The organism is Aestuariivita boseongensis, from assembly GCF_001262635.1.
GTDB lineage: Bacteria > Pseudomonadota > Alphaproteobacteria > Rhodobacterales > Rhodobacteraceae > Aestuariivita > Aestuariivita boseongensis.
In genome coordinates, this window is sequence record NZ_JXYH01000036.1 from 1 (window position 1) to 12,818 (window position 12,818).

The 12,818-nt window shown below is 60.4% G+C and carries 13 protein-coding genes; 10 read left to right on the top strand and 3 right to left on the bottom strand.

What is annotated here, in order from left to right; genetic code table 11:
* From TR61_RS13475 to TR61_RS13485, 3 genes are all read right to left on the bottom strand, one after another.
* A partial coding sequence (locus tag TR61_RS13475; protein ID WP_157440914.1) for a response regulator transcription factor occupies positions 1-344 on the bottom strand: 344 nt, incomplete at its 3' end.
* Positions 341-2,242: a PAS-domain containing protein gene (locus TR61_RS13480; protein WP_050930656.1), complete on the bottom strand. Its 1,902-nt coding sequence runs from the start codon at positions 2,240-2,242 to the stop codon at positions 341-343. The genes TR61_RS13475 and TR61_RS13480, both read right to left, overlap by 4 nt.
* A 79-nt stretch (positions 2,243-2,321) precedes the next feature.
* Positions 2,322-2,894, bottom strand: a complete 573-nt coding sequence (locus tag TR61_RS13485; RefSeq protein WP_157440915.1) for a hypothetical protein — start codon at positions 2,892-2,894, stop codon at positions 2,322-2,324.
* 36 nt (positions 2,895-2,930) lie between these two features.
* On the opposite strand from TR61_RS13485, the gene TR61_RS13490 reads away from it, so the two are divergent.
* From TR61_RS13490 to TR61_RS13535, 10 genes are all read left to right on the top strand, one after another.
* The gene (locus TR61_RS13490; protein WP_050930663.1) at positions 2,931-3,458 is read left to right on the top strand and encodes a hypothetical protein; all 528 of its coding nucleotides are present in this window, start codon (positions 2,931-2,933) and stop codon (positions 3,456-3,458) included.
* Positions 3,458-3,667 carry a helix-turn-helix domain-containing protein gene (locus TR61_RS13495; protein ID WP_050930670.1) on the top strand — a complete coding sequence of 70 codons (210 nt, stop codon included), beginning with the start codon at positions 3,458-3,460 and terminating at the stop codon, positions 3,665-3,667. The genes TR61_RS13490 and TR61_RS13495 overlap by 1 nt, the downstream gene beginning before the upstream one ends.
* A 132-nt stretch (positions 3,668-3,799) precedes the next feature.
* Positions 3,800-5,770, top strand: a complete 1,971-nt coding sequence (locus TR61_RS13500; RefSeq protein ID WP_050930675.1) for an AMP-binding protein — start codon at positions 3,800-3,802, stop codon at positions 5,768-5,770.
* A gap of 124 nt (positions 5,771-5,894) precedes the next feature.
* On the top strand, positions 5,895-6,713 hold the full coding sequence (locus TR61_RS13505) for an ABC transporter ATP-binding protein (protein WP_050930677.1): 819 nt from the start codon (positions 5,895-5,897) through the stop codon (positions 6,711-6,713).
* A gap of 80 nt (positions 6,714-6,793) precedes the next feature.
* On the top strand, positions 6,794-7,798 hold the full coding sequence (locus tag TR61_RS13510; RefSeq protein WP_050930680.1) for a branched-chain amino acid ABC transporter permease: 1,005 nt from the start codon (positions 6,794-6,796) through the stop codon (positions 7,796-7,798).
* A gap of 2 nt (positions 7,799-7,800) precedes the next feature.
* Positions 7,801-8,058 carry a hypothetical protein gene (locus TR61_RS13515; RefSeq protein ID WP_050930682.1) on the top strand — a complete coding sequence of 86 codons (258 nt, stop codon included), beginning with the start codon at positions 7,801-7,803 and terminating at the stop codon, positions 8,056-8,058.
* Entirely contained in the window at positions 8,058-9,134 is a 1,077-nt protein-coding gene (locus tag TR61_RS13520; protein WP_050930687.1) for a branched-chain amino acid ABC transporter permease, read from the top strand. Before TR61_RS13515 ends, TR61_RS13520 begins: the two co-directional genes overlap by 1 nt.
* Positions 9,135-9,214: 80 nt before the next feature.
* Positions 9,215-10,498, top strand: a complete 1,284-nt coding sequence (locus TR61_RS13525) for an ABC transporter substrate-binding protein (protein WP_050930690.1) — start codon at positions 9,215-9,217, stop codon at positions 10,496-10,498.
* Positions 10,499-10,572: 74 nt separating this feature from the next.
* Positions 10,573-11,409, top strand: coding sequence for an ABC transporter ATP-binding protein (locus TR61_RS13530; RefSeq protein ID WP_050930691.1), 837 nt, complete (start codon positions 10,573-10,575; stop codon positions 11,407-11,409).
* 37 nt (positions 11,410-11,446) lie between these two features.
* Positions 11,447-12,667 carry a phenylacetate--CoA ligase family protein gene (locus tag TR61_RS13535; RefSeq protein WP_050930766.1) on the top strand — a complete coding sequence of 407 codons (1,221 nt, stop codon included), beginning with the start codon at positions 11,447-11,449 and terminating at the stop codon, positions 12,665-12,667.
* Positions 12,668-12,818 lie beyond the last annotated feature (151 nt).

The following is a 12,818-nucleotide window of genomic DNA, read 5'->3' on the forward strand; positions in this document are numbered from 1 at the left end:
CGGATGCGGGCCACGACTTCGGCCGGATCGAAGGGTTTGGTGATGTAATCATCGGCCCCCAATTCCAGCCCGGTGACGCGATCCTGCACCTGCGCCCGGCCTGAAATGATGATGACAGCCGCCCCGCGTTCCAGCGCAAGCCTGTGCACCAAAGCCAGACCATCCGTGTCGGGCAGGGACAGGTCCACCAGACACACATCCGGGGTCATCCGCTTCAACGCGGCCTCGAATTCCCGCGCACGGCCAAAGCTTTGGGTGCGAAATTCCGCTTCTTCCAACGCATCGGTCAGCATGTGGCGGATTTCGGGTTCGTCATCCAGGATCCAGACGAGGGGGGAACTCATTGCGCAGCCTCCGGTCGCAGCAGGGCCGACAGATCGCCAAGGTTGAATGGCTTGCGCAAGACCGGCACCAGTTTAAATGCCGCCTGATGCAATGGATCCTGTGGCGGAAGTGAGGTCATCAGAATGATCGGGATTTGGCTGCCGCGCATCCGGTCCACCAGATCCAGACCGGTCGCCGGGCCTTCCAGCCGGATATCCGACAGAACCAGCACGATGTCGGGCAGATCGGCCGCCAGGGCGACGGCCTCGTCGACCGATGTCGCCTCGATCACCGAATGATCCAGGGCGACCAGCATTTCGCGCACCTGCGTGCGCAATGTATCGTTATCCTCCACCAGCAAAGCCAGACCGCCGGTCATCGCGGGGGCAGGGCGATAGGGCAGGCGCAGCGCCACGGAGGCACCTGTGGGCGTGTTGGCCAGGCGCAGGTCACCGCCGGCAAGTTTGACCATGTCATAGACCATCGGCAGGCCCAGCCCGGACCCTTCGCCGCCTTTGGTGGTAAAGAACGGGTCGACGGCCTGAGCCATCGCCTCGTCGGAAAATCCGGGGCCCGTGTCGCTGACCGAAATCTCGATCCAGATGTCTTCGATCGCGTGGGCGCTCACCGTGATCTGGCCCGAGGTTCCGCAGGCATCGCGCGCGTTCAGGATCAGGTTCAAGAGCGCATCCTGCAGCATCCCGGCATCCAGCATCAGCGCGTGATCAGGGGTGTGATCCAGAACGCTCAACCCCATCGCCTGTGGCAAGGTCGGGGTTGCCAGCGTTTTCAGATCGGCCAGCAGTCCGTGCAGATCGGTAGCGCGCGGCCGATAGGTGCGGTGCCCGGTCATATCGCCAATCCGGTTCAGAAGATCGCCGCCGCGCCGGGCGGCAGCGGTTGTGGCGGCAACAAGGGCTTTTGCGTCATCGGGCAGGTCCATGCGACCCAGCTTGCTTTGCATGCCCAGAATAATCGTCAGCAGGTTCGAAAAGTCATGCGCCACACCATTGACCATTTGCGCGGCCAAAGCGCGCCGCCGCGTCTGTTGCAGCGCCACGCGGGCCTGGGTCTCCTGCGTGATATCCATCGACAGGATATAGACCCCACCCGAGGCTTCAGGCGTAAAGGCCACCCGGATCCGACGGGAACTGGCCGTGTCGGTGAATTCGAACACCGACGCCTCGCCTTCGTAGGCGCGCGCCAGATGCGGAGCGATCCGACCATAGGCCGAGGGCCCCAAAACGTCCGAGATATGCTGCCCCAGAATGTCCGACGGCCTGCCGGGGATCACCGTGCTGAGCCTGCGGTTCGAAAACGTATAAAGCCCGTCCTGATCCACATGCGCGATATGGGCGGGCATCATTTCGGTGGTCAGGCGGGTGCGGGCCTCGACCTCGGTCAACTGGCGCTTGGTCTCTTCCAATGCGGTGATGGTTGCGGCCAGCTCGCGGTTGGTGGCCGACAGCTCCTCGGCATGGGCCAGAAGCTGGTCGCTCAGTTCCGCGGAGCGCGCGCGCAGCAATTGCTCTGATCGTTTCGTGCGGGTGATATCGGTGTAAACCGTGACCCACCCGCCCTGCGGCAGGGGCGATCCTTCCACACTGATTGTCCGGCCATTGGCGCGGGTGCGCTCCATGTAATGGGCCTCGAACGCGCGGGCTTGTTCAACACGGGCGGCGACGAACTTATCGACATCCGCCACCTCACCGTATTCTCCGGAATTGGCCAGATACCGGATCGTTTCGTCAAAGCGCGCGCCGGGCTGGGCCAGTTCAGCAGGCAGGTTGAACATGTCCGGAAAGCGACTGTTGCACACCACAAGCCGGAGATCGCGGTCATAGATCGACAGCGCCTGGGCGATCAGGTTCAGACCCGCAGTGGTGTAATCAAATGTATCGCGGCCGGACCGAACCATGCACACCTCCCGATGCTATGGCTAGCATCGGGACGACATCTCGCAAAGGGGGTTGGTCAGTGCAACCATCTGCCGGCCTTCAGGTGCAGGGCACCAACGCTGTCAGTTCGCTGTCTGTCAGAATTGATGCCAGCGGTGCATTGCTTAGAAGAGGCAGAAACGGTTCAGCCTCCGTCAGTTGTAAATCGACCGAGACTGTCGCATCCCGCGGCACAATTTCGACCAGGCGGCAGGCCGTGACTGACACGCTCAGACTGCCGGTCGTCGCCTCCGGGTCCAGAGTTTCCCACGCGTTGATCTCAGACTGCAAAGCACGCAGTCGGGCCAGATCGCGCGGCGCGACCCGATAAAGCGTTGCACCATCGGCCAGCGTTTCATCCAGCACGAACGTTCCTTCACGACGTGCCTTGGTATCGGCACGCTCTGCCTGCAGGATCAGCCGGGCCGATCCCGGAACAATGCGCACCTGATCTGGAACAGTAACGCGGGTGACAAACCCTGCCGGATCTGCCTCCAGCGGAGACAATCCCCGCATCGCCATCAGCGTCGAGGGTACAACGCTGCCGCAACCGATCAGACATAGGCAAAGACCGGATAGAATTTCGAGTTTCATAAGAATCACCTTTTGTTTTGAAATTTTATTGTTAAACATTAAAAAATAGTCGTGTAAATCGGTCAGGTGATCCCCATGTCAAATCTTCCCCGCATTGCCGGAGTTCTCTCCTACGCCACGCTCTTGTTGATTAGCATCCTTGTCATCAGCGCGTTAGTCTTCTTGATCATGCCGGATCTGGCGCGCAGCTTTCTATTGGGATCGCTTCCTGCAGGTGCACCCGAAACGGCCGTAACTGGCCCGATCCTCTATGGGGTTCAGGCGGCGGCTTGGGTGGTGCTGGGCGTGAACCTCTTTGTCCTGTGGCACATCTATTGCCTGTCCAGCCTCTATGCGATGCGCGAAACGCTTAGTGATCGTTGCGGCCATCACGTGCGCAGGATCGGCCTTGGGCTGATCCTGTTTCCAGTGGTGACCACAGCCTATGGCGCGCTGTCATCCGTTCTGCTTAGCTGGCACAATCCTCCGGGCGAGCGGGAACTGGTCCTGGCGATCAATGTTCAGGGCTTGGGATTTGCCATCGGTGGCGCGCTGTTGCTTTTGATCGGCACAACCATTCGCCACGCCACCGCTATCGCGGAAGAAAACCGGAGTTTTGTCTGATGCAGATCGTCGTGCGTCTGGATGTCATGCTGGCGCGTCGCAAGATGAAATCCCGCGAATTGGCGGAACGCATCGGCATTTCAGAACAAAACGTCAGCCTGCTGAAATCCGGGAAGGTCAAAGGCATTCGCTTTGAAACCTTGGCGCGCATTTGCGAGGTGTTGCAGTGTCAGCCGGGCGATCTGCTGGAGGCGGAGCCAACCCTGTAACAATTCGTAAGGATTGGGAAAACATCACGAAAAAGTTGACGCCAAGGGTCAGACACAGTTCCTTAGGGGGCAGAATCGCATCAAGCGATCAGACCCGGTGCCCGAACGCACCGGTGTGGGAGGAGGAAGATTTTGGCGACTACGCATTCCGGCGTCGGAGGACTTGTGTCCATTCCGGCGCTTCTTGAGCGCAATGCTAAGCAGTTCGGCGACGCACCCGCATATCGTGAGAAAGAGTTCGGGATCTGGCAGACCTGGACCTGGGCAGAGGCCGAAAAAGAGATCGAGGCGCTGGCGCTTGGCCTGATCAATCTGGGTGTGAAAGAGGGCGATTTCGTCGCCATCATCGGGCGCAACCGTCCTTATCTGTATTGGTCGATGGTCGCCGCGCAGTCTGTCGGTGCGGTGCCTGTTCCGCTGTACCAGGACGCCGTGGCCGAAGAGATGGCCTATGTGCTGGGCCATTGCGGTGCACGCTTCGTGATCGTGGGCGATCAGGAGCAGGTCGACAAGGTGATCGAGATCCAGGACCAGCTGCACCAGTTCGAGCATATGATCTATCTCGACCCGCGCGGCCTGCGGAAATACGACCATTCGCATCTGCACCAGTTCTCCCATGTTCAGGATCAGGGCCGCGCCGCGCGCGACGAATTCCTGCCCGAGCTGAAGAAACGGCGCGAAAAGCTGGGTTATGACGACCAATGCGTCATGCTCTACACCTCGGGCACCACGGGCAAACCCAAAGGCGTCGTGCTGTCGAACCGCAACGTGATCGAAACGGCCAAATCCTCGTCTGAATTCGATCGCCTGCGGCGCGAAGATGACATTCTGGCCTATCTGCCGATGGCCTGGGTGGGTGACTTCATCTTCTCGGTCGGGCAGGCCTATTGGACGGGCTTCTGTGTGAACTGCCCTGAAAGCGAAGGCACGATGATGACCGACCTGCGCGAGATCGGGCCGACCTATTACTTCGCCCCGCCGCGCGTGTTCGAAACCCAGCTGACCAATGTGATGATCCGGATGGAGGATGCGGGCCGCTTCAAGAAATGGCTGTTCGACACCTTCATGGCCCATGCCCGCAAGGTCGGCCCCAGCATTCTGGACGGCAAACCTGTCAGCGGCATGGACCGGTTCAAATACTGGCTGGGCAATATCTTTGTCTATGGCCCGCTGAAGAACACGCTGGGCTTTTCCCGCGTGCGCGTGGGCTATACCGCCGGTGAGGCGATCGGCCCGGAAATCTTTGATTTCTATCGGTCTTTGGGGATCAACCTGAAGCAGCTTTACGGCCAGACCGAAGCCACCGTGTTCATCACCGCTCAGCCCGATGGCGAAGTGCGGTCCGACACCGTGGGCGTGCCAAGCCCCAATGTAGAGCTGAAGATCGCCGAGAATGGCGAGGTGTTCTATCGCTCTCCGGGTGTGTTCGTCGAATATTACAAGAACCCAGAAAGCACCGCCGACACGAAGGATCCAGAAGGCTGGGTCGCCACCGGCGACGCAGGCTTTATCGAGCCCGACACCGGGCATCTGCGCATCATCGACCGCGCCAAGGATGTGGGCCAGATGGCCGATGGCAGCCTGTTCGCGCCGAAATACGTGGAGAACAAACTGAAGTTCTTCCCCAACATTCTGGAAGCGGTCCTGTTCGGCAATGGCCGCGACGAATGCGTGGCCTTCATCAATATCGACCTGACCGCCGTGGGCAACTGGGCCGAGCGGAACAACATCGCCTATTCCTCCTATCAGGAACTGGCCGGTCACCCCCAGGTGATGGCCACGATCCAGAGCCACGTGGAAGAGGTGAACCGGTCGGTCGCCGAGGACGAGATGCTGTCGGGCTGCCAGGTGCACCGCTTTGTCGTGCTGCACAAGGAACTGGATGCCGATGACGGGGAACTGACCCGCACCCGCAAGGTGCGCCGCCGGATCATCGAAGAGAAATACGCCGACATCATCGCAGCGCTTTATGATGGATCCAAAGAGGTCTCGACCCGGACGGAAGTGACCTATGAGGATGGCCGCAAGGGATATATCAGCGCGACGCTGGAAATCCGCGACGCGGCGGTCAGCTCGGTGCCGGCCAAGATGGCGGCGGAATGACGGTGCGGCGCTCCCCTTCGGGTTCGCCCCGCCCGCCCTCCCGCGTCGGCGCGTATTCTGCGGGCGTAATGCAAGCGCGGATCGCTGTGTTCCGTATTTTGAAAGAGAAGAAGGGCTGGACCTGATGCTGGATCAGACGGAAGGCTATACCACCGCGGATGGCCGCAAGATCGGCGGCGTGGTGATGGAAATGAAGAACATCACGCTGCGTTTTGGCGGGGTGGTGGCGATCAAGGATATCTCCTTTGATATCCGCGAAGGCGAGATCCGGGCGATCATCGGGCCGAACGGGGCGGGCAAGTCCTCGATGCTGAATGTGATCTCGGGGTTTTATAACCCGCAGGAGGGTGAGGTCTGGTATCGCGGATCGAAACGCCCGCCGATGAAGCCTTATCAGGTGGCGCAGCAGGGCATTGCGCGGACTTTCCAGAACATCGCCCTGTTCGAAGGGATGACGGTTCTGGACAATGTGATGACCGGCCGACTGACCAAGATGGACGCCAATGTGTTCCGCCAGGCGATCTGGAAGGGCCGGGCCGAAAAGGAAGAGGTCGAGAACCGCGAGAAGGCCGAGCGAGTGATTGATTTCCTTGAAATTCAACACATCAGGAAGACGCCGGTGTCGCGCCTGCCTTACGGTTTGAAAAAACGCGTGGAGCTGGCGCGGGCGCTGGTGAGCGAGCCGAGCCTTCTCTTGCTGGACGAGCCGATGGCCGGCATGAACGTCGAGGAGAAAGAGGACATGTCCCGCTTTATCCTGGATGTGAATGACGAGTTCGGCACCACGATCGCGCTGATCGAACATGATATGGGCGTTGTGATGGACCTGTCGGATCGCGTCGTGGTTATGGATTACGGCAAGAAAATCGGCGATGGCACGCCGGATGAGGTGCGCAACAACCAGGACGTCATCGACGCCTATCTGGGGGTGGCGCATGACTGAGTTTTTCCTGAAATCCGTTGTGCACAGCGCGTGCACAGCCTGTGCACAGAACGTGCACCGCATTTGCACGGGGGCCGCATATGCCTGAACAACTCCTCTTTGCGATGGAAGTCACGCTCAACGGTCTGATGGCCGGGGTGATGTATGCGCTGGTGGCGCTGGGCTTTGTTCTGATCTTCAAGGCCTCGGGCATTTTCAACTTTGCCCAGGGCGTCATGGCGCTGTTTGCCGCGATGACCTTTGTGGGCATCCAGAACGGGCAGGTGCCGTTCTCGCATCTGATCAACGCGATCTTCGGGACCAAGATTCACTATTTCGGGTGGGAGTTGCACTCGATGGTGGCGATCTTGCTGACAGTGGTGGTGATGATCGCCATGGCCTGGGCGGTGCAGCGGTTCATCTTCCGGCATCTGGTGGGTCAGGAGCCGATCATTCTGTTCATGGCGACCATTGGTCTGGCCTATCTGCTGGAGGGTATCGCCGACCTGATGTGGGGCGCCGAGATCAAGAAGCTGGACGTCTGCCTGACCGATCAGACCTGTCTGCCGCAGGGCATCAATCTGGCCATTGACGAGACCACCTTCAATCTGTTCGGCTATGGGTTCTTCATCGACAATCTGGACATCACCGCGACCATCGTGGCGATCATCCTGGTGGCGATCCTTGTGGCGTTTTCGCAATACACCAAGCAGGGCCGTGCCATGCGCGCGGTGGCCGACGATCACCAGGCCGCTTTGTCGGTGGGGGTTTCGCTGAATTACATCTGGATCCTCGTGTGGTCGGTGGCCGGGTTCGTGGCGCTGGTCGCGGGTATCATGTGGGGCGCGAAATCGGGTGTGCAGTTCTCGCTGTCGCTGATTGCGCTGAAGGCGCTGCCGGTGCTGATGCTGGGCGGCTTCACCTCGATCCCCGGGGCCATCGTGGGCGGCCTGATCATCGGTGTGGGCGAGAAGCTGTTTGAATTCGCGATCGGCCCGATGATCGGCGGCGCGACCGAGAACTGGTTTGCCTATGTGCTGGCGCTGATCTTCCTTGTCTTCCGGCCGCAGGGCCTGTTCGGCGAGAAGATCATCGAGAGGGTGTGACCATGATGAAGCTGATTGCCATCCTCAATGTCATCGCCTGGGCGGGCTTCTGGGCCTTCGGATATCTGGCGCTGACCGCCGGGACCGAAAGCGGCAGCCAGGGCGTTATCGCGGCGGTTCTTGCAGCACTGGGCGCGGCCATCGGGTTCTGGGCCTATTTCCAGCTGGTGCGCCATTCCGAGGCGACCGGATACGCCAAACCCGCGAACCGGGCCAAGCCCACTTTTGAAGATGCAGACCTGAACGGGGGGAACGCCTGATGTTCTATCGTGAAGCCGGAGATTTCAGCACCACCTATCGGCAGGATAACCAGACCTTCCCGATTAAGTTCGACCGCTATCGGTACTATGCCGTGCTGGCCGTGGCCTTTCTGGTCGTGCCGTTCATCGTGAACGATTACTGGGTCAACGCCATCCTGGTGCCGTTCCTGATCTATTCGATCGCGGCGATCGGCCTGAACATTTTGACGGGCTATTGCGGACAGGTGAGCCTTGGGACTGGCGGTTTCATGGCTGTGGGGGCTTATGCCTGTTACAAGCTGATGACCGGGTTCCCAGATGTGAACATCATCATCCACATCATCCTGGCAGGCGGCATCACGGCGGCGGTGGGCACGTTGTTTGGCCTGCCCAGCTTGCGGATCAAGGGGTTTTACCTGGCGGTGGCGACACTGGCGGCGCAGTTCTTCCTTGTGTGGATGTTCAACAAGGTCAGCTGGTTCTACAACTACTCGGCCTCGGGCCAGATCAACGCGCCGGAACGCACCGTGTTCGGTGTGCCCGTGACCGGCGCGCAGGTTGAGCCCTGGGCGATGTATATGATCTGCCTGGTCTTTACCTTCGCCTGCGCGGTGATTGCGCGGAACCTGACACGCGGCACGTTGGGCCGGTCCTGGATGGCGATCCGGGATATGGACATCGCCGCCGAGATCATCGGGGTGAACCCGCTCAAGGCGAAACTGACGGCTTTTGCCATTAGCTCGTTCTTCGTGGGCATCTCGGGCGCGCTGTTCTTTGCCGTCTACCTTGGCGCTGTTGAGGTGGGTGAGGTGTACGGCATCCAGAAATCCTTCATCGTGCTCTTCATGATCATCATTGGCGGGTTGGGCTCGATCTTTGGCTCTTTCGCCGGTGCGGCGCTGCTGGTGGTGCTGCCCGTGTTCCTGAAGCTGCTGGGCGTGGATCTGCTGGGCTGGCCCACGGATATCGTGGCGCATATCAACCTTGTGGTGGTGGGCCTCTTGATCATCCTGTTCCTGGTGCTTGAGCCCCATGGCCTGGCGCAACTGTGGCGCGTCGCGAAGGAGAAGCTGCGGCTTTGGCCGTTCCCGCATTAATGACCGCGGTATGCCGGGCTTAAGCCCGGCCTACGGCAAAAACGAGACATCGGAATAAAACCAAAGGGAGGATAGACCCGATGAAATTGAAACTGACCACAGCGGCATTGGCCGCACTGATGGCCGCAGGCCCGGCAATGGCGGACCTTGTGTTCCCATCGCTGTCGTACCGGACAGGGCCTTACGCCTCGGGCGGTATTCCGTTCGCGGATGGCTATGCCGATTACTTCACGCTGCTGAACGAGCGTGACGGCGGCATCGGTGGCGTCATGGCGCGCGTGCTGGAATGCGAGACCGGCTATAACACCGAAAAAGGTGTGGAATGCTATGAGTCGACCAAGGGCGAAGGCTCGCTGGTGTATCAGCCGCTGTCGACCGGTATCACCTATCAGCTGATCCCCAAAGCGACAGCGGATGATATCCCGATCCACTCGATGGGCTATGGCCGGACATCGGCCAAGAACGGCGATGTGTTCAGCCACGTCTTCAACTATCCCGCCAACTACTGGGATGGGGCGTCGGGTGCGATCAACTACCTGCTGGAAAGCAACGGTGGCGATATTTCCGGCAAGAAAGTCGCGCTGGTCTACCACAACTCGGCCTACGGCAAAGAGCCGATCCGCACCCTGGAAGAGCTGAGCGCGAAGCACGGCTTTGAACTGCTGCCGCTGGCTGTGGACCACCCCGGTCAGGAGCAGAAATCGCAGTGGCTGCAAATCCGTCGCGAGCGTCCCGACTTTGTCCTGATGTGGGGCTGGGGCGTGATGAACCAGGTCGCCATTCAGGAAGCCGCCAACATCCGCTTCCCGATGGAAAACTTCATCGGCATCTGGTGGTCCGGTTCGGAAAACGACGTGCTGCCTGCGGGTGACGCCGCAAACGGCTACAAGGCGCTGACATTCCACGGTGTGGGCAGCGACTTCCCGGTCTTTGACGACATCCAGAAATATGTTGTGGATGCAGGCAAAGCCGCCGGTGCGGGCGACCAGATCGGCACGGTGCTGTACAACCGCGGTCTTTACGCGGCGATGCTGGCGGCAGAAGCGGCCAAGAAGGCGCAAGAGATCCACGGCACGGCAGACATCACCGCTGCGATGATGCGTGACGGCATGGAAGCGCTGGAAATCACCGAAGCCAAAATGGCCGAACTGGGTCTGCCGAACTTCGGCCCGACCTTCACCGTGTCCTGCGCAAACCACGGCGGTGACGCTCTGGTGGGTGTGACCCAGTGGGACGCATCGGCTGGCACATGGTCGCTGATTTCCGACTTCAAACCGACAGATCAGGACGTGATCAACGCGCTGATCCAGGAAGACAGCGCAGCCTATGCTGCGGAAAACAACATCGGTTCGAACTGCAACTGATGTGACATAACCGGTCGCCGCGCATGACGCGGCGGCCGGACCCCTGACCGAAACCTTCAGACAGAGACCGCACCATGCTGGACGCCGCGAAAACGACTGACACCCAGGTTGAGACCCTTCTTGAGGTCAACAATATCGAGGTGATCTACAACCACGTGATCCTCGTGCTGAAAGGTGTGAGCCTGAAGGTCCCCAAAGGCGGCATCACAGCGCTTCTGGGCGGCAATGGCGCAGGCAAGACGACGACGTTGAAGGCGATCTCGAACCTGCTGCATTCTGAGCGGGGTGAGGTGACGAAGGGCTCGATCAAATACCGCGGCGAAAGCGTGGCACACTCCGACCCTGCCGATCTGGTGAAGAAGGGCGTCATCCAGGTCATGGAAGGCCGCCACTGCTTTGAACACCTGACGGTGGAAGAAAACCTGCTGACCGGCGCCTATACCCGCAACGACGGCAAGGCAGAGATCCAGAAAGATCTGGAACTCGTTTATTCCTATTTCCCGCGCCTGAAAGAGCGGCGCAAATCCCAGGCCGGGTACACCTCGGGCGGGGAGCAACAGATGACAGCGATCGGCCGCGCGCTGATGTCCCGGCCCGAAACGATCCTGCTGGACGAACCCTCGATGGGTCTTGCGCCGCAGTTGGTTGAACAGATCTTCGAGATCGTGAAATCGCTGAACGAACAGGAAGGGCTGACCTTCCTGCTGGCCGAACAGAACACCAACGTGGCGCTGCGCTTTGCCCATTACGGCTACATCCTGGAATCGGGCCGTGTGGTGATGGATGGCCCCGCAAAGGATCTGCGTGAAAACCAGGACGTGAAGGAATTCTACCTGGGCATGTCCGACGAAGGGCGCAAATCCTTCCGCGACGTGCGCTCGTATCGCCGCCGCAAAAGGTGGCTGAGCTAAGCGGAAGGGCTGAGAGATGAGAGGCGACGGATCCGACATGAGCGCGCATTTTGATGATCTGGAAACGCGGTCGGCGGACGCCCGCGCTGCCGATCTGGCAAAGCGCCTGCCCGAACAGGTGGCGCGGGCGCAGCAGGCGGCGGGCTATGCTGAACTGCTTTCGGGCGTGGATGCCGCATCCATCACCGATACCGCGTCTCTGGCGAAACTGCCGGTTCTGCGCAAATCCGAACTCAGCCGGGCGCAGGCCGCCCATCCGCCCTTTGGCGGCTTCACCGTGAAACCAGCGCAGGGTTTTGCGCATATCTTCCAGTCACCAGGACCGATCTATGAACCGGGCGGGATTGAACATGACTGGTGGCGCATGGGCCGCTTCCTGCATGCGGTGGGTATCGGTGCGGGCGATGTGGTGCAGAATTGCTTCGGCTATCACCTCACACCTGCCGGTATGATCTTCGAATCCGGCGCGCGTGCCGTGGGCGCCGCCGTGCTGCCTGCCGGCACCGGCCAGACCGAACTGCAGGTGACTGCGGCGCGCGATGTAGGGGCCACCGCCTATGCCGGGACGCCCGATTACCTGAAGGTGATCCTCGACAAGGCCGACGAGATGAGCGTGACCCTTGGCTTTACCAAGGCGGCAGTGGGCGGCGGTGCGCTGTTCCCGTCCCTGCGCGAATACTATGCCGATCGCGGCATCACCTGCCTGCAATCCTATGCCACCGCCGATCTGGGCAACATCGCGTATGAATCCCCGGCGATGGAGGGGATGATCGTCGATGAACATGTCATCGTCGAAATCGTCACCCCCGGCACCGGCGATCCCGTCGCCCCGGGCGAGGTGGGCGAGGTTGTCGTGACCACGCTGAACCCCGATTACCCGCTGATCCGTTTCGCCACGGGTGATCTGTCGGCGGTGATGGAAGGGCAATCGCCCTGCGGACGCACCAATATGCGCATCAAGGGCTGGATGGGCCGCGCCGACCAGACCACCAAGATCAAGGGCATGTTCGTGCGCCCCGAACAGGTGGCCCAGCTGGTCGCCCGCCATGACGAGGTGGTCAAGGCCCGGGTCGTCGCCAGCCGTGAAGGCGAGATGGACGTGATGACCGTGCATCTTGAAGCCACCGGCGGCGATGCAAACGCCTATGCCGCCTCGGTCGCCGATGTGCTGAAGCTGAAAGGCAAGGTCGAGGTGGTCGCGCCGGGCAGCCTGCCCAAGGACGGTCTGGTGATCGAGGATCAGCGCAGCTACGACTGACGCGCCTCCTGTTTCTTTCTGGCTCCAAATGCCCAGACCCAAAACATGACCTTGCGGCGCAGCCGCGCGATTGTGCAACAGGATGGGGCTGGAAACCCGAGCAAAAAGCTTGGATAACCGGTGCGGTCAAGGCTGACCGCATCGCAGAAGG

Coding starts and splice junctions, on each gene's coding strand:
- TR61_RS13480 (WP_050930656.1), bottom strand. CDS start 2,242: ATGGTTCGGTCCGGCCGCGATACATTTGATTACACCACTGCGGGTCTG.
- TR61_RS13485 (WP_157440915.1), bottom strand. CDS start 2,894: ATGTTTAACAATAAAATTTCAAAACAAAAGGTGATTCTTATGAAACTC.
- TR61_RS13490 (WP_050930663.1), top strand. CDS start 2,931: ATGTCAAATCTTCCCCGCATTGCCGGAGTTCTCTCCTACGCCACGCTC.
- TR61_RS13495 (WP_050930670.1), top strand. CDS start 3,458: ATGCAGATCGTCGTGCGTCTGGATGTCATGCTGGCGCGTCGCAAGATG.
- TR61_RS13505 (WP_050930677.1), top strand. CDS start 5,895: ATGCTGGATCAGACGGAAGGCTATACCACCGCGGATGGCCGCAAGATC.
- TR61_RS13510 (WP_050930680.1), top strand. CDS start 6,794: ATGCCTGAACAACTCCTCTTTGCGATGGAAGTCACGCTCAACGGTCTG.
- TR61_RS13515 (WP_050930682.1), top strand. CDS start 7,801: ATGATGAAGCTGATTGCCATCCTCAATGTCATCGCCTGGGCGGGCTTC.
- TR61_RS13520 (WP_050930687.1), top strand. CDS start 8,058: ATGTTCTATCGTGAAGCCGGAGATTTCAGCACCACCTATCGGCAGGAT.
- TR61_RS13525 (WP_050930690.1), top strand. CDS start 9,215: ATGAAATTGAAACTGACCACAGCGGCATTGGCCGCACTGATGGCCGCA.
- TR61_RS13530 (WP_050930691.1), top strand. CDS start 10,573: ATGCTGGACGCCGCGAAAACGACTGACACCCAGGTTGAGACCCTTCTT.
- TR61_RS13535 (WP_050930766.1), top strand. CDS start 11,447: ATGAGCGCGCATTTTGATGATCTGGAAACGCGGTCGGCGGACGCCCGC.